This window comes from Bradyrhizobium sp. Mp19, from assembly GCF_029952935.1.
Lineage (GTDB): Bacteria > Pseudomonadota > Alphaproteobacteria > Rhizobiales > Xanthobacteraceae > Bradyrhizobium > Bradyrhizobium elkanii.
This window is the reverse complement of record NZ_JASAUT010000018.1, coordinates 1-24,752: the sequence shown is the minus strand read 5'-3', so window position 1 is coordinate 24,752 and position 24,752 is coordinate 1. Positions and strand designations below refer to the sequence as shown.

Annotated in this window: 24 protein-coding genes; 12 read left to right on the top strand and 12 right to left on the bottom strand. The window is 58.6% G+C overall.

The genetic code is table 11. The features are described from left to right. The first annotated feature begins 237 nt into the window (after positions 1–237). The 3 genes from QJT82_RS20425 (at position 238) to QJT82_RS20415 (ending at position 2,650) form a co-directional block, all read left to right on the top strand. On the top strand, positions 238–861 hold the full coding sequence (locus tag QJT82_RS20425; RefSeq protein ID WP_016841238.1) for an Lrp/AsnC family transcriptional regulator: 624 nt from the start codon (positions 238–240) through the stop codon (positions 859–861). A gap of 668 nt (positions 862–1,529) precedes the next feature. Then, entirely contained in the window at positions 1,530–1,736 is a 207-nt protein-coding gene (locus QJT82_RS20420; protein WP_125459174.1) for a hypothetical protein, read from the top strand. Between the two features lie 77 nt (positions 1,737–1,813). Next, on the top strand, positions 1,814–2,650 hold the full coding sequence (locus QJT82_RS20415) for an alpha/beta fold hydrolase (protein WP_080686847.1): 837 nt from the start codon (positions 1,814–1,816) through the stop codon (positions 2,648–2,650). A gap of 165 nt (positions 2,651–2,815) precedes the next feature. Here the strand turns inward: QJT82_RS20415 and QJT82_RS20410 are convergent, their stop codons facing one another. The 9 genes from QJT82_RS20410 to QJT82_RS20370 form a co-directional block, all read right to left on the bottom strand. After that, complete coding sequence (locus QJT82_RS20410) at positions 2,816–3,427, bottom strand: TIGR00730 family Rossman fold protein (RefSeq protein WP_028342721.1); 612 nt, start codon at positions 3,425–3,427, stop codon at positions 2,816–2,818. Between the two features lie 169 nt (positions 3,428–3,596). Continuing rightward, the gene (locus QJT82_RS20405) at positions 3,597–4,700 is read right to left on the bottom strand and encodes an ABC transporter substrate-binding protein (protein WP_077230983.1); all 1,104 of its coding nucleotides are present in this window, start codon (positions 4,698–4,700) and stop codon (positions 3,597–3,599) included. A 20-nt stretch (positions 4,701–4,720) separates the two neighbouring features. After that, on the bottom strand, positions 4,721–5,476 hold the full coding sequence (locus QJT82_RS20400; RefSeq protein WP_016844807.1) for an ABC transporter permease: 756 nt from the start codon (positions 5,474–5,476) through the stop codon (positions 4,721–4,723). A gap of 32 nt (positions 5,477–5,508) precedes the next feature. After that, complete coding sequence (locus QJT82_RS20395; RefSeq protein WP_245288814.1) at positions 5,509–6,426, bottom strand: ABC transporter ATP-binding protein; 918 nt, start codon at positions 6,424–6,426, stop codon at positions 5,509–5,511. 23 nt (positions 6,427–6,449) lie between these two features. Next, positions 6,450–6,668, bottom strand: coding sequence for a hypothetical protein (locus QJT82_RS20390; protein WP_155258647.1), 219 nt, complete (start codon positions 6,666–6,668; stop codon positions 6,450–6,452). A 211-nt stretch (positions 6,669–6,879) separates the two neighbouring features. Further along, a complete protein-coding gene (locus QJT82_RS20385; RefSeq protein ID WP_016844809.1) occupies positions 6,880–7,518 on the bottom strand; it encodes a TetR/AcrR family transcriptional regulator in 639 nt (212 codons plus the stop codon). 194 nt (positions 7,519–7,712) lie between these two features. Further along, positions 7,713–10,004: a xanthine dehydrogenase family protein molybdopterin-binding subunit gene (locus QJT82_RS20380; protein WP_035632283.1), complete on the bottom strand. Its 2,292-nt coding sequence runs from the start codon at positions 10,002–10,004 to the stop codon at positions 7,713–7,715. Continuing rightward, entirely contained in the window at positions 10,004–10,477 is a 474-nt protein-coding gene (locus tag QJT82_RS20375) for a (2Fe-2S)-binding protein (protein WP_016844813.1), read from the bottom strand. Before QJT82_RS20375 ends, QJT82_RS20380 begins: the two co-directional genes overlap by 1 nt. A gap of 9 nt (positions 10,478–10,486) precedes the next feature. Continuing rightward, entirely contained in the window at positions 10,487–11,344 is an 858-nt protein-coding gene (locus QJT82_RS20370; RefSeq protein WP_028342717.1) for a xanthine dehydrogenase family protein subunit M, read from the bottom strand. A gap of 249 nt (positions 11,345–11,593) precedes the next feature. Between QJT82_RS20370 and QJT82_RS20365 the strand changes: the two genes are divergently transcribed. Both QJT82_RS20365 and QJT82_RS20360 read left to right on the top strand, forming a co-directional pair. Then, positions 11,594–12,547 carry an amidohydrolase family protein gene (locus tag QJT82_RS20365; RefSeq protein ID WP_016844816.1) on the top strand — a complete coding sequence of 318 codons (954 nt, stop codon included), beginning with the start codon at positions 11,594–11,596 and terminating at the stop codon, positions 12,545–12,547. A gap of 39 nt (positions 12,548–12,586) precedes the next feature. Continuing rightward, positions 12,587–13,519: an alpha/beta hydrolase gene (locus tag QJT82_RS20360; protein ID WP_051448004.1), complete on the top strand. Its 933-nt coding sequence runs from the start codon at positions 12,587–12,589 to the stop codon at positions 13,517–13,519. 86 nt (positions 13,520–13,605) lie between these two features. On the opposite strand, the gene QJT82_RS20355 is transcribed toward QJT82_RS20360, so the two are convergent. Continuing rightward, the gene (locus QJT82_RS20355) at positions 13,606–15,033 is read right to left on the bottom strand and encodes an aldehyde dehydrogenase family protein (protein ID WP_077230981.1); all 1,428 of its coding nucleotides are present in this window, start codon (positions 15,031–15,033) and stop codon (positions 13,606–13,608) included. 236 nt (positions 15,034–15,269) lie between these two features. On the opposite strand from QJT82_RS20355, the gene QJT82_RS20350 reads away from it, so the two are divergent. Next, complete coding sequence (locus tag QJT82_RS20350) at positions 15,270–15,968, top strand: aspartate dehydrogenase (RefSeq protein ID WP_196238203.1); 699 nt, start codon at positions 15,270–15,272, stop codon at positions 15,966–15,968. 71 nt (positions 15,969–16,039) lie between these two features. Here the strand turns inward: QJT82_RS20350 and QJT82_RS20345 are convergent, their stop codons facing one another. Together QJT82_RS20345 and QJT82_RS20340 are read right to left on the bottom strand one after the other, a co-directional pair. Continuing rightward, positions 16,040–16,510 carry a cupin domain-containing protein gene (locus QJT82_RS20345; protein ID WP_077230984.1) on the bottom strand — a complete coding sequence of 157 codons (471 nt, stop codon included), beginning with the start codon at positions 16,508–16,510 and terminating at the stop codon, positions 16,040–16,042. Between the two features lie 330 nt (positions 16,511–16,840). Continuing rightward, on the bottom strand, positions 16,841–17,287 hold the full coding sequence (locus tag QJT82_RS20340; protein ID WP_028342715.1) for a carbon monoxide dehydrogenase subunit G: 447 nt from the start codon (positions 17,285–17,287) through the stop codon (positions 16,841–16,843). A gap of 133 nt (positions 17,288–17,420) precedes the next feature. Between QJT82_RS20340 and QJT82_RS20335 the strand changes: the two genes are divergently transcribed. From QJT82_RS20335 to QJT82_RS20310, 6 genes are all read left to right on the top strand, one after another. Then, complete coding sequence (locus tag QJT82_RS20335) at positions 17,421–18,332, top strand: dihydrodipicolinate synthase family protein (RefSeq protein ID WP_050994232.1); 912 nt, start codon at positions 17,421–17,423, stop codon at positions 18,330–18,332. Between the two features lie 234 nt (positions 18,333–18,566). Then, the gene (locus QJT82_RS20330; RefSeq protein WP_028342714.1) at positions 18,567–19,724 is read left to right on the top strand and encodes a thiolase family protein; all 1,158 of its coding nucleotides are present in this window, start codon (positions 18,567–18,569) and stop codon (positions 19,722–19,724) included. A gap of 1 nt (position 19,725) precedes the next feature. Next, entirely contained in the window at positions 19,726–20,160 is a 435-nt protein-coding gene (locus QJT82_RS20325; RefSeq protein WP_016844824.1) for an OB-fold domain-containing protein, read from the top strand. Then, positions 20,157–21,683, top strand: coding sequence for a class I adenylate-forming enzyme family protein (locus QJT82_RS20320; protein ID WP_028342713.1), 1,527 nt, complete (start codon positions 20,157–20,159; stop codon positions 21,681–21,683). The genes QJT82_RS20325 and QJT82_RS20320 overlap by 4 nt, the downstream gene beginning before the upstream one ends. A gap of 43 nt (positions 21,684–21,726) precedes the next feature. Continuing rightward, entirely contained in the window at positions 21,727–22,338 is a 612-nt protein-coding gene (locus QJT82_RS20315; protein WP_080583573.1) for a TetR/AcrR family transcriptional regulator, read from the top strand. 996 nt (positions 22,339–23,334) lie between these two features. Next, positions 23,335–24,537 carry a hypothetical protein gene (locus QJT82_RS20310; RefSeq protein WP_259244620.1) on the top strand — a complete coding sequence of 401 codons (1,203 nt, stop codon included), beginning with the start codon at positions 23,335–23,337 and terminating at the stop codon, positions 24,535–24,537. Positions 24,538–24,752 lie beyond the last annotated feature (215 nt).

Sequence of the window (24,752 nt, the reverse complement as noted above, 5' to 3'; positions counted from 1 at the left end):
TTCGGCGCGGATTCACCTATTCTATGTGGGATCGATTTTTCTCACGATTCCAACGCCTGATAAGCAACATGGATACCGATCAGATTGTCAGTTTTTAGATACAAGTCGGCATTTTGTCGAAATTCCGCAACCGAGGGAAGCGTTAGCATCGCTGTCATCGAGATGTCACCGTGCGGAGCAACGCGCAGGACGGGAGGCCTCGACAGTCGTATCGTTTGCCCATAGGAGGACTACAGTATGACCGTGGTGGCGCTGGACAGAATCGATATCAAGATCCTGAACGAATTGCAGCAGAACGCGAGCCTGACCAACGTCGAACTCGCCGCTCGAGTTAACCTCTCTCCTTCACCCTGCCTCGCCCGGGTCAAAAACCTCGAAAAGCTTGGCGTGATTGATCGCAGAATTACAATCCTCCATGCCTCCGTGCTGGGTCTTGGCGTGACCGCATTCATCCAGGTGAGGCTCGAAAAGCAAGTACAGAACTCACTCGATAACTTCACCCGTGCAATCGATCGCATGGAGCAAGTGATGGAATGCTATCTCATGACTGGTGATAACGACTATCTGCTCCGCGTCATGGCTTCGGATATTGAGGACCTCGAAGATCTCATCGTAAACAAGCTATCGCGCATTTCGGGTGTATCCAGCATCAAATCCAATCTTGCCTTGAAGAAGATCTCGTACAAGACGGTGCTCCCGATCGACACGACGCGCCCTGTCCAGATCAGACCGTGTCAATCGACGGCGAGGTATGGTGCCGCCAAGGCAAAGTGCGAAGCCACTGCCCTTCCCGCAAGGCCAGAGCATAGCGTGACGTTCGGATTGTCGCACGCGGATAAGCCGTCGGTAGGTGCAAGCTGAGCCAACCAGGAAACTCACAACGATCAGATCTGGTAGACAATCGTTTCCGCTAGGATTCCATGAACGTAGACAGATCCACCGCACTTGGGTCTAATCCCTGCAGAGCCCCTCGGCCTTCTTCACCAAAGCCCGCAAACGAGGCGTGGTTCAAGTGGGCTTCAACTTGGTGCCATGCGGACTACAGACGCCACGAAGCCAACTGGGCCCCCTGGACGTTGCGGATCTACATGGGATCATTTGACCGATTTAATCTACGTATCAGCCCGGCCCGTATTTCTCCTCCCGCCGACGCGCCACCCGTGAAGTTCATCACGGCGCCGCCCCAACAACACCAACGCCGCTCGCTTTAATTCCGGCTTCATTTTCGACCCTGTCGCACAAATTGAGTCATCGCTAATGAGTGCCAGCAACCCGCCGACGATTCGGTACGCTGTACCGAGGTGCATTTGCCATGAATCATGTTGACCATACCGTCAACACAATCTAGCAATATACGCGCCGCGCGATCCCGAGGGATGAAGGGAGCCCACGTTACCGTTTTAGAGCGGAGAAATCCGCGCGTAGACCGGAGGCTGTTTGGTGTGTGACGGTTGGACAGACCCTCCTCAGACCCGTCGACGAATGGTCCAAGCGGCCGCCACTGGCGACTATTGCTTCGGAGACACTAGATGACTTCTCAAAAACTTCGGCGAGTATTTGAAGCACTGAGGTGCGGGCTGGCCAAGCAGCTGGAAGCGTTGCAGCGCAACTTAGCTCAATATCCGCCTATCGATCACCCGATGGACGTCTCGGAATACGAGATACTGAGCAGCGTTTGGGCCGCCCATACCGGCCAGCTTCGCAGCCGACCTCGGGGTGGCGAATTGGAGCATTAAATCGCTCGCGGCGGCCCGTCGGATTGCCTTCCGATGCCCGACCGACTTCCGTACGACAGCTACTTGGGGAAACATTTATGAAACGACGTGACGCGCTCAAAATTGCTGGTGCAACTGCTTTTTCTGTCATCTCCGCCTCTGCAGTATCGGCAGAAGCGTCTCCGCCGACCAGGCAGAAGATAATTATGGTCCACGGATCATGGCACTGGGGCGCTTGTTTTGAAAAAGTCAGCAATTTTCTGGCTGAAGCGGGTTGCGCTGTGGCCACGCCTGACCTCAAGTCACACGGATTCGACGAGAGCCGATATGATAGCTTTTCGACTATGGGAGAATATGTGCAGCCCGTAGAGAAAATGCTGCAAGAGTCAAGAGAGCCTGTCGTATTGCTCGGCCATAGCATGGGCGGCGCCACATTGACTTATCTAGGGGAGAAGTATCCGGAGAAGATTTCGAAGCTAATCTATCTTACAGCGTTCATGGTCCCCCAAGGAAAAACGGTCTTGGATTATACTAAAGCAGATGCCACTAATCCTCAGAAAAGGGAAATCCTGGCGATAGTTAAGTTAGTTGGCGACGGTCGCGGTCTCGAGCTCGATACAACCCGGCGCGACCTCGTGAAGGCTGCGTTTTACGGCGATTGTAGCGACCATGACGTCAATATAGCTATCAAGAATTGCGTGCCCATCACTAGCACCGTGCCCTACGCTGTAGTGTCAGAGATAACAGCCGATCGGTTCGGCAAGATCCCTCGCGTTTTTATCGAATGTTCAATGGACAAAGCGATTCCAATTGAAAGCCAACGTCAAATGGCCGCTGATGTACCCGGCGCGAAGATCATTAGCATCGATACCAGCCATTCTTCCTTCTTCTCTAGGCCGGCAGAGCTCGCCCATATTATTTTAGAGAACACATAGTCACTAGGCCGTGTACTTATAAACCAGCGGGGCATGTGGCTGGTGGTGACTATGTCCACTTTGCTCCTATAGCGACCAAGTTCGTGCGGCAGCGCAGCATGTCGCTATGGGCCAACATCAGAAGCCAACGGCACCTGGCCTCATGACGTCTGAGGACGTTGAGATCTACATCTTGTCGATGATCGACGAACCACCGGCTTTGGGCGCGCCATCTTTAGCAGCGGCAGCGACAATCGCAGGGATGACATCCTCGGCACGATCGACGACAATGGGCTGAAGCAGGTGGTCTCTATGAAGGAAACCTGCGTTGCGTATGTGGTTCAGCATCGCCATCATCGGCGCCCAAAAGCCTTTGATGTTCACCAGGACCATCGGCTTGCGGTGCTGCCCAAGCTGGGCCCAGGTCATGATTTCCACGATTTCTTCGATGGTGCCGATGCCACCCGGAAGCGCCACGAAGGCATCAGAACGCTCGAACATTCTGTGCTTGCGCTCGTGCATGGTGTCGGTGATCGTCAAGTCTTCGAACGTCTTGAGCGCGTCGGTCGTCGTTTCCCAGTTGGTGAGAAATCTCGGAATGATCGCGCCGACCTTGCCGCCGTTGTCCAATGTGCCGCGAGCAACTGCGCCCATCACGCCATGGGTTCCGCCGCCATAGATCAGCGTTAATCCCGATGCAGCAAGTGCGCGTCCCAATCGTTCGCCTGCCTCGACGTAGGCGAGATCGTGTCCGGGCGAGGAACCGCAATAGACGCAGACTGCTTTGATCTTGCTCATGTTGGCGATAACCTTTCCGACGAGCGCCGTCACAAGGGCTCGATATCCGTCGTCTTCGCCCTAACATGCCCTATCCCGTTTCGAGGGAAAGCGATGCGCTATATTCAGTTTGGCACGGGTAGCCGTACAAGGCCTCTCGCAATCAGTATGGCGCCGAGCGTGACGATCCTCAATCGCCCTGGAGCTTGGAGCTTCCGTCCTTCTTCGCATCGTTGATGATGGCGGTTCGATCGTAGTTGTTGATACTATCTATGAACTGGTTCGTTAGAACGTGATCGACGGCTATGGGAGCCGGTAAGACCTTCTGGTCGACAAAGAAGTTGATTAGCCGATTCCAATCGTCGGAGACAAACGTCCCGTGTTTGTCACCAATCTTAGGCGTATTCCAAATGCCGAGCCGTGCCTGATTGACGGTTATTCCTTCCTCAAGCGCTGCAGCGCTGTCTGGGTTTTTGGATGCAGCCTCGGGATACGCTTTCCAAGTGATCAGAACCGCAGCTTTGGGATTTGCCATCGAGTAGTCGTAGCCCTTTGCAACGGCCCGTCCAATTCCCGTTAACATCTTTGGATTGCTCTCGATCGTCTGTGTGCGGGCCAGCAAGCCCACATCCGGCAGCGCGCGCAGATTTTCCGCCACCGGTAGCTCGCGAATGCCGAGACCGGAGAACTTGAACTTGGCGAGCGCGGCATCCCAGTAGACGGCCCCGTCGACAAACTTCTGACGGATCGATGTGACGGCCTGCGCTCCAACACCTATCGGCAGAAAGGAAACATCCTTGTCGGGATCCAGGCCGGCGGCCTGCACGAACGCGCGACCAAACGTCGTACCGGCGCTCCCCATCGATTGGACGCCCAGCTTCTTGCCTTTCAGGTCGCCGAGCGCCTTGATCGGACTATCAGGCAGGACGGCGACCGACCAGATGTTCGAATAGTAGAGCCCGTAGAAGTATCGAATGTCGAGCTTTCCGGACTGAACCCCAACCAGAGCTTCACCTGGCGAGGCGGCGCCGACTTCCGCGTTGCCCGCCGACACTTGTATCGCCGATTCGTTGGAGCCGCCGACCGCGATCAGCGTAACGTCGTAGCCTTCGGATGCGAAATAGCCCTTTTCCTTGGCGACGACGAATGGTGAGAACGCTTCGTCGATATTGCGAACTGGAATCAGCAAGCGTACCTTTTCCAGGGCGCTCGCACTCTGCATTCCGCCGAAATAAACGATTATCGCGGTGGCAGCCGCCCCTAATAGTCCGCGCTTACGCAACATGGTCGACATCGGCTATCTCCTAAATTGTTTCACGTCATGACTGGCGCATCGCTACGCCTGATCCAGAAGATGTACCTGCGTGCGGCATACCTCATCAGGCCGTGCATCACCAGGCCGATCGCCGATAAGATGATCAACACGGCAAAGACGCCGGAAACGTCCATGCTGAAGTTCAGCGTAACCACCAGGTAGCCGAGCCCCACCTGAGCGCCAACGAACTCCCCAACGATGGCGCCGATAACAGCAAGGACGGCAGCGATCTCGAGGCCGGCAAAGATCAACACCAATGCCGACGGAATCCTCAGACGCATTAGGGTCTGCAATTTGGTGGCACCGAATGCCTTCATCATGTCGAGCTGATCTTTATCGGTGGAGTGAAAGCCGGCGATCACGCTGACCAACACCGGGAAGAAGCAGACGAGTGCCGTGATTACGATTTTCGACGTCAAGCCATAGCCGAACCAAATGATGAAGAGGGGCGCAATGGCGACCTTCGGCAAGGTTTGCAGCGCGACGAGATAGGGGTAGACCAGTCGCTCAAAAACCGGAATGAGCGAGATCATCGCACCGATAATCAAGCCTGCGGCGCAGCCGAGCACAAAGCCGCTCAGGACCTCGACCAACGTTGCCCAGAGATGCGGCCAGATCATTCCGCTCGTGACCAGCGCATACAGCCTGAACACTATCGAGCTCGGGGCGGGAAGCACGATGGGCGAGACCGCGAATAGGCGGCAAACGCCTTCCCAGAATGCGATCACCGCTACGGCGACGGCGATTGACTGCAACAGGTGGGCTCGCGATGGGGTCATTGGACTGCTCATAGCGATGTCGTCGTCAAGGATTGTGCTCCGAAGATATTCCGGATGTGATCGCAGATCTCTCCGAAGCGTGGAGTTGCCATTGTCTGCAGCGTACGCGGCCGGCCAACGTCGACGTCGATGATCTCGGATATCCGGCCCGGTCGCGGCGACATGACCACGACACGGTCGCCGAGCAGCACCGCCTCCGGGATGCTGTGAGTGATGAAGATGACGGTCTTCTTTTCTTCGGACCAGACCCGCATCAATTCCATGTTCATCGCTTCGCGCGTCATTGCATCGAGCGCGCCGAACGGCTCATCCATCAGCAGGATCCGCGGCTCGCGCATCAATGCCCGGCAGATCGAGACACGTTGCTGCATGCCGCCGGACAGTTCGAAGGGGTACTTCTGCGCGAAGTCCTTCAGCCCCATGAATGCCAGCAGGCGCTCGGCGCGCCTTACCGTCGCTTCCGATCGATCGCTCTTGAGGTGTGCCGACAACAGGACATTGGCCAATACGGTGTTCCATGGCAGGAGCGTCGCTTGCTGGAACACCACGCCGACGTCCGGGCGCGGCCCAGTGATCTGTGTCTGGTCGCATTGAATGACGCCTGACGATGCGCCTTCGAGACCCGCGAGGATGCGTAGCAGCGTCGTCTTGCCGCACCCACTCGGACCAACCACCGAAATGAACTCGTTCTCCTGGATATCGAGATCGACGTTTGTGAGCGCGTTTACGGTTTCGCCGGAACGCGTCCTGAACCGTTTCTCAAGACCAGCGATGTGAATCATCGGCGGTTTCGATCCGCCAGCGTTCGGAACCAGAGCGCCATATGCGCCACCCTCCACGTTAGCTTTCAAAGCAATCATTGTTTCCTTCCCACAGGGCTGACAGTCGCTCTCGAGGGGAGCAAGAACTACGCCAAGGCGCCACATGCGCCGTTTTCTATTTCTGTTGACTATTCAGTTAACTGAATTTTTGAATTTGTCCAGCGTGAATTTTGGGCTGCCTTGATCGCGACAGGATCGCCCGATCGCGCGCTTATGTTGAGATGCTCGTGGAGCCGGTCGCCGCCAGTGATCGCACGTACATTCGAGTTTGCCGCAAGAGGCATCCGGAATGCCCTCGCCTTGCGCTCTGGCGGTTGGGCAGCTTCAACTTCCAATGTTGCCAGCATGGTGATCTGCTGCGGGCGAGCTGGCGCGCCACAGTTCGCTGGTTCCGCTCAAGAGCAGATCTTGGCGAGCGGATCGAGGGCGTTAGACCGAGATGGACCTCTACGTAGACCCTGCCAGCTGCACTCTTTTCAAGCGTCTCGCTTGATGCACGATCAAGAAATGCCTTGTAAGAAGCAGCTCATCTTCCTTCGAACAGGGTGAAACGAATGCTTAGCCAGGGGTCTCTGCGAGCGCTTTGACGTTTGATTTCCGTTCTAACGCCGCGCCGGGATCCAACACGCAATACTGCAGGACGAGATTCGTAACGTGCTTGAGCCAATGTTCTCGCGACGATGCTGAGCTCAAGTCTTTATTGAGCGCATTTTCCAGCGTGTATTGGTTGGAGAGGTAATGATAGCACAGCGACGAGAGTGTCAGATACACGACTGCGGGGTCCAAACCGGAACGAAAAGTTCCGTCTCGACTACCGCGCTCCAGGATGAAACTGAGAGTTTCAACGAGCGGATTGTAGAGCTCCCGGATCCGCTTCGACTTGCGGATATATTTTCCGCGGTGCTTGTTCTCTTCGTTCAGCAGGCGGATCGCATTCGGATTGCTCTCGAGCGCCACGAAGGTGTGCTCGATCAGCTGCTTCAGCGCAAGCACAGGATCACTCGCGCGCACCGAAAGATCGCTCTGTTGATTACGAAAGTCTTCGTACATCCGCTCCAGGGCGGCGACAAACAAGCCTTCCTTGGATTTGAAGTAGTAGTACAACATGTTCTTGCTGAGACCGCAGCGCTCCGCGATGCGGTCAACCCGTGCGCCCTCGAACCCGATGCGGGCGAATTCTTCGATCGCCAGCTTCAAGATCTTCTCGCGTACGCGAGCCGGATCACTGCTACGACGCGCCAAGACGCGGCTCCCTTCGTCTACAAGAGCAATACCCTGGAAGCATTCATTTCGCCAACGGCCTTTGCATTCACCGACGCTCAGGCTGGGGACGCTCCCATTTTGCTGCACGAACAGAGCGCAACCGCACCCGAAAATCAAATGCAAAATGACTAGGTTTTAGCGTGCGATGCCTCCGCCTCCTCGACCAGTTGCCAGATCCGCGGCGGCGACAGCGGCAGCTGCATCGGTTGAACATTGAGATGGGACAGCGCGTCCGCCACCGCGTTGGCCATAAGCCCCCCCACCGGAATAAGCCCACCCTCGCCGGCGCCCTTGGCACCGAGCGGGTTGTTCGGGCACGGCCTGAGCTCAAGCGTCACCGAATCCAGTTTCGGAAAGTCCGAGGCGGTGGGCAGCAGATAGTCGGCAAAAGAGCCCGTCAGGAGCTGTCCTTCGTCGTCATACACCAAGTGCTCGAGGAAGGCGCCGCCGAGGCCTTGAACCATCGAACCGATAGCCTGACCGTGCAAGGTCAGCGGATTTATCATGCGGCCAACATCCTCGACCGACATGACCTCTATCACCTTGACATGACCCGTGCCTGGATCGACGGCGACGTGCGCAGCTTGCGTGCCATAAGCCCAGGTATATTTTTTATTGAAGAATTCGGCCTCGACCTCAAGGGGGGCTTCCGACAGATCCGCAAACGAAAGCTGGTTCCCATCGAAGCTGGCGCGTTCGCTATCGACGATCACTTCCTCCGGCTTGCAGCCGAGCCGCTCCGCTGCCGTTTTCCTGATCAGCTCCTTGAGCTTTTCGGCGCCCAACAGAATGGCCGAGCCGCCCATCACGGTCGAACGAGAGTGATACGCCCCGTAACCATCTTTCACGTAGGCGGTCGATCCATGAAGGATCGTTATCTTGTGGTAAGGCATCTCCATCGCGTCGGCCGCGATCTGGGCCATGATGGTTTCCAGGCCCTGCCCCACCGAGGATGATCCCATATACACCGACAGCGCACCGTCGGTTTCCAGCACCAGGCGCACTTCTTCCTTTGGCCCCGCCGCGCCACCCTCGATGAAGCTGCCGATCGCGATGCCGTGGTAGTAACCGTCGATCAACTTACCACTCAGCTTTTTCTTTTCTTCCCAGTCGAATTCTTTCAAGCAGCGGTCAAAAACGGTGTGATAATCGCCACTATCGAGCTCGGTCGAGCTGTCGTAGGGCGTGATCGAAGGCAGCGGATAAGGCATTTGCGCGTCGGCCACCAGATTGCGACGACGAAGTTCGATCCGATCGATCTTCAAGTCCTGGGCGGCCAGATCGATCATGCGTTCGCGGACGAAATCGGTCTCGTAGCGCCCTGGGCCGCGATAGGTCCCGCACGGCGTCTTGTTGGTGGTCAGCATCGAGCTCTTCAGGTCGACATGCTCCATGCAGTATGGACCGCACATATATTGCGCGATATTCCGTGGACCGACCGATCCGTTGGTGCGCACGTAGGCGCCGATATCCGACCAGATTTGCCCACGCAGACCTATGAAGCGACCGTCACGCGTCGTCGCGAATTCGACGTCGCATTCCATATCGCGCGCGTGGTTGGCGCTCATGAGGTGTTCGCGGCGATCCTCAGTCCATTTCACCGGACGGCCTACGATGCGCGCGGCTGCAGGGATGAGGTAGTCTTCCGGGTAGAACTCGCCACGCGAACCAAAGCCGCCACCGACATCGACCTCGATGAGATCCACCGCCTCGATCGGCAGGTCGAGCTGGGCGGCAAGCGTGCGGCGGTTATGCCAGGCAGTCTTTGCCGCGCCCCACACCGTCAGTTTCCCGGCCACCGCATCCCATTCGGCCACGAAGCCTCGCGGCTCCATGAACATTGCAGCGTGGCGTTGGACCTTGAACGTCTCCCGGCGGATGTAGTCCGCGTTCTTGAACGCATCGTCGGCATCGCCGCGAAACGCCTTCCAGGTGATCGCGACGTTGGAACCATGATCTTCGAACAATACGGATCGCTTGGCTTCGGCATGCTCGCGATTGGCCACGGCTGGCAGCGGCTCGATATCCAAAATGATATGCTCCAGCGCATCCTCAGCCATGGCCGCGCTGTCGGCAATCACGACCGCGACAGGCTCACCGACATAGCGGACTTTGCCATCGGCGATCACCGGCTGATGAAACGTTTCGAGCTGCGGCAACGGCTGCAAGCGCAGCGGAATCCGCGGAACGTTGTCCCCCAGATCCTTGCCGGTCAGTACGCGATGTACCCCTGGCAGCGCGAGCGCCGCGCTGCTATCGATCGATTTGATCAAGCCGTGCGCCGTCGAACTCCGCAAGATCACCGCATAAAGCTGGTTCGGCCGGTTGACGTCTGCGACGTACGTGCCCCTGCCGCGAAGCAGGCGCAAGTCTTCGACCCGCTCCATCGGGCGGCCAATATACGAGTTGGAGGCCTTCATCACTTGCTCCCGGGAACCTGGTAAGAACTGCGCGCTTCGAGCACCGCCTCGACGATCGGGACATATCCCGAGCATCGGCAGAGGTTGCCTGAAAGGACTTCTCGTATCCGCTCCTCGTCCGCATACGGCTCATGGCTCAACAGCGCATGCGCCGTGGTGATGAAGCCTGGCGTACAGAAGCCACACTGCAATCCGTGATGCTTGCGGAACGCGGTCTGCAATGGCGTCAGTTCATCTCCGGAAAGCCCCTCGACCGTTACAACTCGCTCGCCCTGTGCCTGGACTGCGAGCATAAGGCAGGAGCGGACGGCCTCATCGTTCACCAGCACCGTGCAAGCGCCGCAGACGCCGTGCTCGCATGCCAAGTGGGTACCGGTTTGGCCAAGATCGTCCCGGATGCAATCGGCAAGCGTGGTACGAGGTTCAACGTCGGCACTGACGGGTTTTCCGTTGAGGCTGAATTCGATCTTCATCTAAAACTCCTAAACGGCCGACTTCTTTAAACCGCGACTGAGCAGCGTCGCGACAAGGGCTGCACGGTATGCGCCAGGCGCATGAATGTCGCTCGGCGGATCGACGGTTTGCCGTGCCTTTGCCGAAGCCATCGCAATCAACTTATCGGTCACCTGATTGCCATTCAGCACCGCTTCGGCTTCGGCGAGCCGGATTGGCCGGTCGGCGATCCCAATCGCGCCGATATGCGCATCGGTGATGCGGCCGCCGCCATCGAGATCGTAATGAAGAGCAACGCCAGCCATCGCGAAATCGCCCTTGCGACGCGCAAATTCGAGGAATGCCCACCGTCGTTCCGCCGGCCACGCCGGCAAATGCACCTCGGTGAGAATTTCGTCCGGCTCAAGGCTGGTCTCCAGCGGACCGGTGAAGAAATCCGCCGCCGCCTCGACGCGCGTGCCGGCGGGGCCGACGATCGTCATGCGCGCATCGCAAGTCAGGGCGACGCCGGGCATCTCGGCCGATGGATCGGCATGCGCCACCGAACCGCCCACGGTGCCGCGATTGCGGATCTGGTAGTGGGCAACGTGCTTGATGGCTTCGGCGAGCAGCGGATGGCTGACCGCGAGCCGCCGGTCATTTTCGATATCGCACCACCTCACTTTTGCACCCAGCCGGACGCCGTCCGCCTCGATCCGGATCGCAGCGAGGTCTTTCAGGTGCCTCAAATCCACGAGCAGCTCAGGTGCAGCCAAACGATATGCGAGCATCGGCATCAGGCTCTGACCGCCGGAAATCACCTTGGCATTTCCGTTGCGCGAAGCGAGAAGGCTGACGGCCTCAGCCAGTGTCGAGGGCGCGGCGTATTCGAAAGCGGGCGGCTTCATTCTGTCTCCACCAATGCGCGATGGGCCGACTTACGGTCTGCATCGCGACCCAATAAGAACGAAAAGGAGCGCTCGCAATTCGCTCGGCCCAGCCATCGCCGGATCAGCGCTTCACGGCGTGGCCGGACTATGTCTTATGTTGACTATATAGTCAACAAACGAATAGGCTTTGGACGCAACCGGAGACGGCCCGTGGATCGACCTCACCGGAGCCAGCGCCGGCCAGAGGTACAAAAAGAGGCATTCGCCATGTTCAACGATACACCAGTGATCGCCATCGAGGAACACTATTGGGACCCCGAGATGGCGCGGCATTTCCCAGCCGGCGAGAACAACTCTCATGTGGCCGATCAGCTTGCCGAGATCGGCGACACCAGGCTGCGTGCGATGGATGAGGCGGGAATCGACGTCCAGGTGCTCTCCCATGGAGCGCCCGCAGCCCAAAAGCTGCGGCCTGAAATCGCGGTCGACTTAACGAAACGGGTCAATGATCGCCTTGCGGAGGCGTGCGCCAGACATCCCGGTCGATTTGCCGCGTTTGCTGCTCTGCCGACACCGGTGCCCGAGCAGGCGGCGCGGGAACTCGAACGCTGCGTCAATGAGCTCAAGTTCAAGGGCGCAATGATCCACGGGCTAACCAACGGCCTGTTCATCGACGACAAACGCTTCTGGCCAATCTTCGAGGTCGCCGAAAAGCTCGATGTGCCGATCTATCTGCATCCGTCGGTGCCACATTCCGAGGTCACCAAGTATTATTACGAGGACTATGCGCGCGATTTTCCCACGGTGATCCGGCCGGCTTGGGGATTTACCGTTGAAACGGCGACCGCGGCGATTCGGCTCGTGTTGAGCCGTGCGTTGGAAAAGTACCCAAGGCTACAGATCATCCTCGGCCACTTTGGCGAGACCTTGCCGTTCTTGCTCTGGCGCATTGACCAGGCCTTGGCCCGCCCTGGTCAGGAAGGCTTGGGCTTCCGTAGGCAGTTCAGCCAGCATTTCCACGTGACCTGCAGCGGCTTCTTTTCGACGCCGGCGTTGACCTGCACCATGCTCGAGCTCGGCATCGACCGCATCATGTTCGCCGTGGATTACCCTTACGTCGACAATAAGGATGGAATGAACTGGATCCGAGAACTTCAGCTTTCGATCGACGACAAACGTAAATTGGTCGGCAATAACGCCAGACGACTGCTCAAGCTGTAACTGGCGAACCAGCGAAGACACACGATGGTACGTCGACTGATGACCAAGCGCCCCGAGATCCCTTCCGATCTCCGCGTCCTGATGGCCGAGATTGGCCCAAAGTGGGCGAGCGACACCACGGGCCATGTGAGGCTGATGGTGGAGGAATTCAGCCGGGTGTTGAAGTCTTCACCGAAAGACGGGATCCAGGCTGAGACGGTGAGATATGGAACGCACGAACGGCAGGCGTTCGAGGTATTCCAACCGGCTGACGGCAGTTCCACAACGCGGCCCGGTCTGATTTTTGTCCATGGCGGCGCGTTCACCGAGGGCAGCCGCCATCGCAGCACGGAGATATACGCGAACGTACTCTATTACTTCGCGCGCCACGGGATCGTCGGCATCAACGCCGGCTATCGCCTGGCGCCCGACGCGCGGTATCCCGAAGCCACCCGGGACATCGCGGCCATCGTGCATTGGATGCGGAACAACGCGGCAAACCTGGGTGTCGACCCCAATCGGATATTTCTGATGGGACACTCCGCCGGCGGCGCTCATGTCGGAAGCTATGCCTATGATAGACGGCACCAGCCCGCGACGGGGCATGGCCTCGCGGGCGTTCTGATCGTCAGCGGCCGCGTACGGGCGGATGCGAGAGCGGACAACCCCAATGCCAAGCGTGTCACCGAATATTACGGGCCTGACGTTTCGACCTATGACGATGTCTCGCCCGTTTCGCATGTCGATAGTTCTAGTCCGCCGACCTTCGTCGCATGCTCCGAGTTCGAAAATCCGCTGATCGACGTATACTGCTTCGAGCTTGCCCACCGACTGGGGGCGGCGAAGGGTCATGCACCGCCGTTCGCCTGGATGAAAGGCCACAATCACACGTCGATCATCGCGCACTTCGACACCGCCGAGGACGTTCTGGGCCAGGCCTGCCTCGACTTTATCGCTGAAACGTGCGACGCGACCTCGGTTCAACTCGCCTGATGCAAGATCGCGTCACGGCCCCCTTTCTGAGGGCGTTCACCTGGTCCCCGGGTTTCTGCGTCTGCCGGAGCCCGATCGCGATCTGCTCAAGGTAGCCGAATGCCGGTGAATTTCGGCTGCGTGTATTCCTCGAACGCGTAGGGCAGCCCCTCGCGTCCAACTCCGGATCGACCGACGCCGCCAAAGGGATAATTGTCGAGCCGGAAGCGGCTCGCTTCGTTGATCCAGAGTGAGCCGACGTGGACTTCCTCGGACATCCGCAACGCGTTCGCGAGGCTTGACGTAAAGCACGATCCCTGCAGACCGAACTCACAATCATTCGCTATGCGGATCGCATCATCGATATCGCTGGCGCGCATCACCACAACGACGGGTCCGAATACCTCTTCCCTGATCAACCGGGTGCCTACGGGCGGATCAACCACGATCGTCGGCGGAATTATGCAATCGACCACTTCACCGCAGGTCTCGACCCGACAACCGCGACCACGCGCGTCATCGATCATCGCGGTGATCCTTGCGGCTGCGCGCGACGAGACGACTGGACCGAGATCGGTGTCAGGTAGCGTCGGGTCGCCCACTTTGAGGCGCTTTGCCGCATCAATGAAGCGTCGAAGGAATGCGTCGAATACTGACGCTTCCACAATGATGCGCTGCGTCGAGATACATTGCTGACCGCTCGCCTCGAACGACGACGGAACGATGCGCTTCACCGCATCCTCGAGATCGGCATCGGCAAGAACGATGTTTGGTGAGTTTCCACCCAGCTCGCCGATAAATCGCTTCGCGCCGGCTGCCCGGGCCAGCGCATCCCCTGCGGCAGTGCCTCCGGTCAAGGTGACGACATCGACATCGGAGTGAGCGGCCAAGCCAAGCGCCTCCTCGCGATCACCGGGAAGGACTTGCACCAGCCCCTCCGGGACGCCGCCGGCGATGAAAGCCTTGGCGATTGCTCCAGCGATCTCCGTGCCTTCCAGGCATGGCTTGATGATGACCGCGTTGCCGGTAATCAGCGCGGGAGCAAGCTTTTGCACCAAGAGGTTCGAGGGCGCGTTAAACGGCGTGACCGCAGCCACCACGCCATACGGCACGCGACGAGTAAAGCCGAACAACGCCGCGCCGTTGGGCACCATGTCGACCGGCACCAGCTCGCCTTTCAAGCTGTGCAAATGCGTCGCACAGGCGCGGACAAACGCGACACTGCGCTTGACCTCCATTTCGGCTGCCTTACGGGGTTTGCCGATATGAGCGATGGTCATCTCGACGAGGTCGACGGCCACGCTCTCCATTGCAGCTGCGGCCCCGCTGAGCCATGCGGCGCGCTGATGGGCGGGAGTCCTGAGATACGTCCGGAACGCCGTTTTCGCTACGCGCACACTGCTCGCGAGCCGAGCCGGACCGCCAGGTCGTACGTTGAAAGCGACGCCGCCGCTGTAAGGGTTTCTCACAGGGAATACCTGATCCATTGCGGACGCTGCCGTCGAAGCCGAGGTACCGACATCAGTCGTGGTCATCTTCTTCTTCCCGTTTGAGTGAAGCCGCCCAGGAGCGCGACCTCGATCGCGCGGAGTTTTCGGCACGGCTTGCGTGCAGAAGCCGAAAGCTTGACACTATGTTGACTATATAGTCAACATGATTTGGAGATGCGTAATCGTCCGGGATTGGAGGCCATCATGAGGGTTGCGGTCATTGGTTTCGGGGCGATCGGAAGCTTTGTCATGAGCATCTGCAAGCCGATCGGTCCATCGAGGTGAGCGCGGCGTTTTCGCTCCCACGCCCCGAAGCGTGTTCAGTTCCCGTCGTCGACAGCCTCGAAGCTCTCCTGGCAACCGGCCCCGAACTGGTGGTCGAGTGCGCGGGTCACGGGAGCTTGCGCGACGTTGGCGAAGCCATCCTCCGGCACGGAACGGATCTTCTGGTCGCTTCAGTCGGCGCGTTGGCAGATTCGGTACTTGAGCATGCGCTGCGAAAGGCAGCAGCGGATGGAGGCGGCCGCCTGCTGATACCAGGCGGCGCACTCGGCGGCATCGATGCGGTCAGCGCCGCTCGTGAAGCCGGCCTCGATTCGGTGGAATATTCCGGCCGCAAGTCGCCGCAGGCTTGGAAAGGTACCCGGGCGGAGCAATTGATCGATCTGATCTCCGTCAGGCAGGCGACCGCGTTTTTCGAATCCGATGCACGAACGGCCGCGCTCCAGTTTCCGCAGAATGCCAACGTCGTCGCGGCACTGGCGCTGGCCGGGCTCGGCTTCGAGAAAACGAAAGTGCGCTTGATTGTCGATCCTGCCGCCGACGGCAACAATCACTCGTTTGTGGCGCGCGGCGCGTTCGGCGAGATTTCGGCTTCGATTCGATCAGCGACCTTGCCGTCTAATCCGAAAACATCCGTGCTGGCGCCGTACAGCTTGATCCAAACGATCAAAAAGCGGGCCGGCCTGATCCTTGCGTGATCCGCCGGCCCGAGTTCAGCGCCATCCCCTCCGTCACAGAAAGGCTCAGGCGCTCGGGAGAAACTGGCCTCCTACGACGCCTTCAAGTGCTCATCGCGGCGCTTGTAGAGCTCGTCATCCGCGTACCCCATCGTTTCGGGCTTGGCGCGACCGAGCATGACCTGGAAGTAGACGGGCTCGAGACTGTTGTTATCGTAGCCGTGGATCACACCGGCCGGACAGGAAATGCATTCCCATGGACCCAGGCGTTTGCTGATCTTGCGGCCATCTTCGTCCTGCACGAAGACGTCGAGGTGCCCCTGCAGGACAAAGAATACTTCTTCGACCTCATGGGTATGAGCGGCATTGCCCTGCCCGGGAGGGACGAACATGATCGAAAGAGTGAAATTCCCGGGCGGGATCGCCGCGACGTCGTTGTGCTTGCCCGAGCCGCCAGCGCCGATGAAGCGGTGTTGCGCGCGCTTGAAGCCTTCGATCTTGGCGTCCTCGAACGCCGCCCAATCCGCGCGGCGGTCGGCATAACGCGCGACGTAGCGATCCATGATCTGCTCCAATGAAGCCGATTCAAGCTCCTTCGAGCGAGCGTGCCTTGCCGTAGCCATCTAGTTCTCCTGTCTTCAAAACAATCTGGTTTCGCCTAGCGTCGGCGGGCACCGGCCCAACCTTTCGCATATCGCCTTAGATGGAAAAGCCGACCACAACTGGTGCCGCCACGTCATCCGGGTTGTACTCTATGTTGACTAACTAGTCAACATAGAGGCAGACTGGCGGTCTTACCGGAGCTGCTGCTCACCGCGTCGATCCGCGCTGCCCTCTAGGATCGTCTCGGGGGACGTCGGTTCGTGGAATGCGTGATCGGCCCGTCAAATGACTCAGATCTGTACTTCTTTGGCAAAGTTGCCGAAAAACTGGTCTGCCAGTTTTTTGGCCGAGCCAAGGATCAGGCGCTGCCCCAACTGCGCAAGCTTCCCGCCGATTTGGGCTTCGACATTGTAAGTCAGCAGCGTGCCACCGTCCTTTTCAACCAAAAGCACCGTCGCACCTCCTTTGGCGAAGCCGGCGACTCCGCCCTCTCCTTCACCGGAAATCTTGTAGCCATTGGGCGGGTCGAGATCGCTAAGCGTTACGCGTCCCTTGAAGCGGGCCGACACCGGGCCGACCTTCATTTTGGCGACCGCACGAAAGCCGCCGTCGTCCGTCGGTTCAAGCTCCTCGCAACCGGGAATGCACGCCTTGAGCACCTCGGGATCGTTCAACTTCGCCCATACCGCCTCACGAGACGCCAGAAGCTGGACTTCGCCGTTCATGGTCATGGCCATGCAAACCATCTCCTCTGTTCGCCACCCCTCCGCAGAGCCGGGGCCAGATTGTTTCCGCCGCATGATGTCCTTAGTTGACCAAATAGTCAACATAGGTATACTTTGCGGCAGATGCACCTGGGCGGAGCGGTCTATGACGAAGTTTCGAGGAGTGTTTCCCTATCTTCCGACGCCGCTTCGAAGCGACGGGACTGTCAATGGTCCCGCGTTACGGGCCATTTGCGATGATCTGATCAAGGCCGGCGTGCATGGTCTCGCAGCTCTCGGTTCGACGGGCGAATATGCCTATCTCAATGCCGACGCTCGTGCCGACGTCGTGCGACACACTGCCGATGCGACCCAAGGGCGGGTGCCTGTTATCGCCGGCGTCGCAGCCACCACGACTCGCGAGGCCATCCGGCAAGCCAGGCGCTGCAAGGAACTGGGAGCTGACTGCATCCTCCTGGTACTCGAGTCATACTTCCCGTTGGATGAGAGGCAAATCGAAAGCTACTTTCGTGCCGTTGCGGATTCGGTCGCTTTGCCACTCTTGATCTACACAAATCCCCAGTTCCAGAAGACCGACCTTTCGATTGACGTTATCGAACGCCTCGCCAACCATCCCCAAATTCAGTACGTGAAAGACGCCTCCAACAACACGGGGCGGCTCCTTTCAATCATGAACCGATGCCCCCAACTTGGCATCTTTGCAGCTTCTTCTCACGTTCCGGTCGCCGTCATGATGCTGGGAGGATTGGGATGGATGGCAGGTCCGGCCTGCATCCTGCCCCGCACGAGCGTCAGACTTTATGATCTGTCAGTCGCCGGGCGCTGGGAAGAGGCGGCTGCTCTTCAACGCCGGCTATGGCGCGTCAACGAGGTCTTCGCAAGGTTCAACCTGGCAGCCTGCATCAAGTATGGCCTTGGCTTGCAGGGATACGACGTCGGATTGCCCGCTGAACCGCAGTCTCCCCTGTCTGAAGCAGCAGGCGCCGAAGTTTCCGACATCCTCAAGGAATTTGGTGAACTCGGCACACTGATCTCTGAAAGCGCGCCCACCTCCTGAGGGTTCGATCTCAGTCATTTTTCGCTGGCCGCGCTGCCCGTCCGCGCCGGCACTCGTCAAACGCAGAAACGGAATCCGCGTGGTGGCCTGCTTCGACGGAAGCGTGAGGCGGACAACCGGGCCCACTGGATGTCGCGGAAGCAGTCGCCTGTCCTGCCGGCGCGCATCCAATTTGTACACTTGTACGACTATTCGTACAGATGTACAGTTTGCTGTCGACGGTTAGAGGGCGCCATGAGAGACGTTGCGATCGTAGGGTACTCTGAAACAAAAATAGATGTCCGCACCGGGCGTACATCCTATGAGCTTGCGGGAGACGCTCTCGACGAGATCTTGGTCCGGACCAATGTCGATAAGTCTGAAATCGATGGGCTTTCCGTTTCGGAGACCATGAGCGAGAGCGCGAATCCATTTTGGGCGCAATACATGGCGGACGTACTGGGCATCTCGCCGAGCTGGCTCGAACTGATGGGATTGGGCGGCGTATCGAGCATCGGCGGCGTAGCGCGGGCAGCAATGGCGATCCGCGGCGGCATGTGCTCGATTGCGTTGGTTCTTGCAGCAGACGCGCAATCCAGTGGCGCGACGCCGGAGCAAGGTGCACAGCGGCACGAGTTTCAATATCCAACCGGCTTGCGCGGACCTGTCGGCGCCTTCGGCATGATCATGCGCCGCTATGACCATCTCTACGGCTTGAACAGGGACGCATTGGCAAAGCTGGCGGTCACCCAGCGGCAGCACTCGATCTTGAATGACAATGCTTGTCCGCGCCTGCGCAAGCCGATGACCGAGCACGACTATCTGAATTCGAAGTTGGTCTCCGACCCGCTGCGTGTGCTGGACAGCGTCATGGTCTGTGATGGTGCGAATGCCGTTCTGGTGATGTCGGCAGCGGAAGCGACGAGGCGGGGTCTCAAGGCGGTCTATCCGACGGGCTACGCGGAAAGGACGCACTACAAGGTGACCGAGCCGATGACTGAAATCATGGATTCCGGGTTTCTTGAGGTCGGCCCGCGGGCGCTCAAGCAGGCCGGGCTCGAAGCTTCGGACATCCAGTCGTTCCATCCATACGACGACTTCATTATCGCCATCATGTTGCAGCTTGAGCAGATTGGCTTCTGCCCACAGGGTGCGGGTGCGGATTTTGTCCTGAGCCGGGACATGACGTTCAAGGGCGATTTGCCCCTCAACACCGGAGGCGGTCAGATATCTGCGGGTCAACCAGGTCTCGCGGGCGGCGGGCTCAATCTGGTTGAGGCCGTTCGGCAAATGTTTGGTGACGGCGGCCCGCGCCAAATCAAGAGAACCCGGAATGCTATGGTGACCGGCATCGGCGGCATTCCCTACGCGCGCAACTGGTGTACGTCCGGCGTGATGATCCTGGAGCAATAATATGATCAACGACAACATCAAGCCCCAGCGTCCACTGCCGAAGATCGGCTCCTATCTCGATACCAAGGAGTTTTGGGGCGGGGCCAAGCGCGGCAAACTCATGCTGCAGTTCTGCACACAGACGCAAAGATACCAGCACTATCCGCGGCCGATTAGTCTCTATACCGGCCGACATACGATCGAATGGCGCGAGACCTCGGGAAAGGGCACAGTCTATTCGTGGACGGTAACGCGCTCGCCCTGGCCCGGTCATGAGGCGCGGGTGCCTTACCTGTGTGCCTATGTCGACCTCGCGGAGGGAGTGCGGTTTCTGTGCAATCTCGTCGATTGTTCAGAGGACGAAGTTGTCATCGGCATGCCGGTCGAGGTTCGCTGGGACCGGCTAAACGACGAGACCGTCTATCCCGACTTCGCTCCTGTACGGGTCGCGCCGTGAAGCTTGCATCTTATCTGGCTGCGCAAGCGCAGGCGTTCCCTGACAAAGCCGCACTCGTCTGCGGCGAGACCCGCGTGACGTTTCGTCAATTGTACGAGGACAGTGATCGTATAGCGACCGCACTGCGGAAGTCGGGCGTTGCTATCGGTGATCGGGTGGCAATGTGCCTGCCCAATTGCTGCGAGTTCGTCACAGTGTTCTTCGCGATCGTGAAGAGTGGCGCGCTGGCGATGCCGATCAACATGCGATTGTCGACCAACGAGATTGCGACCATCTTTGCTGACGCGGCGCCAGCCGCGGTCTTCTTCAGCGAAGGCGAGCGTGAAGTGGTCGATCATATCTGCCGTGGAGGCGCCGTCCGCCGCTTCGTGGTCGGGCCTTCCGACGACCCGACTGAACTTTCCATTGCGTCGATGCTCGCATGTCAACCGGAACCAATTGAACTGCCTTCCGAGCACGACGATTGCATGATTTCCTACACGTCCGGTACGACTGGACACCCCAAGGGCGTCATCACCACGCAGGCGAACTATATCGTCGGAAACGGCTTCCTGAACGCGATGTATTGGAAGCTGTCGCCCGATGATCGCATCGTCGTGACGACGCCGCTTGCGCATCGCACGGCATTTGCACGGGTCGGCAACATGGCCGTGTTGGGCGCGACACTGTATATCATGCCGCGCTTTGACGTGAATGAAGCGATGCAACTGATCGAGGCCGAAAAGATCAGCTTGATTTCGATCGTTCCGACCGTCGGAAGAATGATGTTGCCCGTCATCGAGGCTGAACCGACCCGATTCAGTTCATTGCGCGTGCTGGTCGCAACGGGCGAGGCCTTTCCAGCCGAGATCAAGCGGCGTTTGCTAAAGGCGCTGCCGAAGCTCGAGATATTTTCATTTTTCGCAATGACGGAGGCCGGCTCGCTGGCGATGCTCAAGCCGGACGAACAGTTCGACCATGGGGCTTCGGTCGGTCGCGTCACTCCCGGCGTCGAAATGCGCCTCGTCGATGCAGACGGACAGACGGTCAACACCGGCGAAGCAGGCGAGATTTGGGTCAGATGCGGGTTGCCCGGACAATATCTGCTGTTCAGGACTTACTTCAATCAACCGCAGGCGATGCGAGACGCCTTCCAGGAAGGCTGGTTCAAGACAGGCGATATCGGCCGTTTCGACGCGGATGGATTTCTCTATATTGTCGACCGCAAGAAGGACATGGTGCTATCCGGCGGATACAACATCTACTCCAAGGAGGTCGAGCAAGTGCTGCTCCGATATAGCGGGGTTGCCGACGCCGCCGTCGTAGGCGTCCCCGACGACGTTTACGGAGAAGCCGTTGCCGCGTTCATCGAGCCTGAGGTGGATGTGATGCTCACCGAGGACGAATTGATTCGATGGTGCGCCTCTGAGCTGGCGAGCTACAAGAAGCCGAAGCACGTGGTGTTCTTGCGCGAATTGCCGAGGAACAGTACCGGCAAGGTGATCAAGACTGAATTGCGGACGCTATTCCGCTTACGACACTGACACGCCAAGCGTGGCTACCTAACGCACGAGCGCAACAACGCAAATGAGCGTCAATTCCTTCAAACGGACACCACCGCCTGAAACTCGCGGGCAATTGCAGCAGAAGCATATTGCCGGCGTGGTGTATGATCTCATTGCGGAGCAAGGGATCGAGAATCTCACGATGCGACAAGTTGCCGATGCTGCCAAGGTAAGTCTGGGCACCATCACGTACCATTTTCGCAGCAAGGAAGCATTGATCGCCGCTGCGCTGGAATCTGGTTATGAATTGCCGGACGACTGGGATCAGTATAAGGGCTCGCCAGCTGCCCAGCTTCGCCGCATTGCTCTATCCTACGCATTGCAGTCGCCCAAGGAGCGCTGGTGGCGATTCTGGATAAACTATGTCGCAATGAGCACCCGCGACGCTGAAATTCAGGCGATTCAAACCAGACGCTTCGACAAGCAGCGCCGGTTCTGGATCAAGCTCTTCAGGGAAGGCAAGGAGCTCGGCGAAATCCGTGGCGACCTACCGGTCGAAGAGACCGTCGATCGGATGCTGGTCGAGGTGCATGGTCATGTCATTCTGCAATTGGTCAAGCCCAATCCGAGAATGCGGATGGATGCGCGCGAGGCAATAAACAGGATGATCGACGCGATCCTCGACAAGCCGTAATTGCACATCCGTATTTGGTCGGCACCGCGGCTCGCGTTCGCGCTTTCCGGCGCGAGGGCTTCCAGTTCGTTGGTCGGGATCTGCGCTGGCAGCTGCTGGAGCGAGGCCGATCGCGGCCGCACCACCGGCGTGATGGGTGCCGCCACTCGTGGAACATTGAGCGCTGGCGGCGAGCACTGGATTCGCGACGCGCGGCCCGTCGAACGATGCCGATCGGCAGGTCCGCGGTATGTCGTCGATGTGAAGGGCGCAAAGGAGCTGGCGGAGAGAGTGGAAGTCGAACCTACGAGCCAGGCCGTTCGGCGGTCGGGATCGGAAGCTCGGCCAACCGCACCAGTTTCGCACCAGAAACGATCCCTCCAAGAGCGATAAACGCGGCCAACCATCACAAAAAATGCTGAAAAATCAACGGCCGCATCCCTTGTCCTGCCGCTCATAACGGTCTGGTTGCAGGTTCGAGTCCTGCCGGGCCCACCACTGCAAGATCAAACACTTACCGAACTGCGTGCCGCTTTGCCGGTGATTTTCCCCACAGATATTCTACGACGAAGTCGAACGAATGTCGTCGAACGCGGACGGATTCGCGCAAATGACGATCATATGGTTGGCCGTCTGAGACGGCGTGCTCGTACGTCATTCAACAGGAAAGTCGGCTGCTACGACGTCTGCTTCTGCGCGACAATCGGACATTGGCTGGCGACGTTCGCAGGTCCAAGATGGGCCACGTCCAGATATCGCCGATGGGTATATAGGATCGTCGTCCACCCCGGAGAACAGCAAGTGGCCCGAATAGAAACCTCCGTATGGATCGTAACGACTTTCATAATCATTATTGCCGCCACTCCACTACGGGCTTTAGCAACACCAGAAGCGTCTGCATGCGGTTACCTCGCTGGTCTAATCGACAAGGCACCGCCAGGGCCGTTGTTCTTGCCCAGCTATCCGACCGTGGAATCGGGGCCTCTCCATGGCGCCGCATACCTTTATGACAATGCGGTGGCCGCCATCGCATTGGTCGGTTGCGGTGAGCGAGACAAAGCATCTCGGATCGGCACGGCGATTCTCTGGGCCATCGATAACGACCGGACCTGGCATGATGGACGGCTCCGGAACGCTTACGCCGCGGGTGTGGTGGCGAGTGGCTTCGCCAAACTTCCGGGTTGGTGGGACAATACTCAGAACAAGTGGTTAGAAGATCGATATCAGGTGGGCAGCGATAATGGCAACGTTGCATGGGCAATGTTGGCTTTGCTATCGATTGACGATGTGAGTGCCAGCTCTCGGTTCCGCGATGGTGCGGCACGGCTTGCCACCTGGGTCGCGCAATGGGCCGACACGCGCGGTACTGGCGGTTTCACGGGCGGTACTTTTGGGCACGAACCGACGCCCGACGTACGGACATGGAAATCGACCGAACACAATACTGACCTCGCCGCCGCGTTTGGCCTTCTTGCAACCCGCACGGGCGATTCGCGCTGGCGTGATATGGCAACAGCTGCTGAGCACTTCGTAAATACGATGTGGGATCCGGCATGCGCCTGTTTCGCAGCAGGCACCGCCGAAGACGGCGTCACGCGCAATCCGATTTTGGCACTTGATGCTCAAGTCTGGCCCTTAATGGCACTCGCCGGAGCGGCCAAGAAATTTGCATCGGCAATTACTACCGCCGAACAGCGAATGAGCGTCGACAAGGGCTTTTCTTACGGTGAAGACCGAGATGGTGTGTGGACCGAAGGGACCGGCCAAATGGCTCTCTTGCTGGAATTGCTCGGCAGGACTGGAGAGGCAAAATCGTTGGTCGCTGTCATCGAATCCCAGAGGTCGCCGGATGCCGGATTCTATGCCACAAGTGTCCGAGGGCTACCGACTGGGTTCATGTTGGATACCGATCCGGCCAAGCCACGGCTCTATTTCCGATTGCCACATCTTGGCGCAGCTTCGTGGGCTGCTCTTGCAGAACGGGGGTTCAATCCCTTTACGGCGACAAAAGGACTTCCGCAGTGGCGCCCGTCTCAGCCCTTCAGTCCCATCCAAGTTAAGTGCTTTTTCGATTTCGATAGGTCCGAATTTGGTCAATCGCGTCGTTTCTGTCGACGGCGCATGACTTCCGGTCTCCACCCGAAAGCCGACATGATCAAATGGGCCGCAGCCGCAAGGAAAGAAAAGCCGCCCACCAGAAATCCCACAGAAACCCCGTGAACAAACGCGCACGAACGTGCGCAAGAATGCGCGAGCTTTGTTGAAAATGCTCAGATATTCCGGATGTTCGCTGCGCTCATAACGGTCTGGTTGCAGGTTCGAGTCCTGCCGGGCCCACCAAGAAGATCAAGATCTTACTGGGTCCCTGTGTCTTGGAAGTCTGTCAGGATGAGGGTGGGCGGGAAGCCGTTGGGTCCTTGGCGCTTGACGCCGTG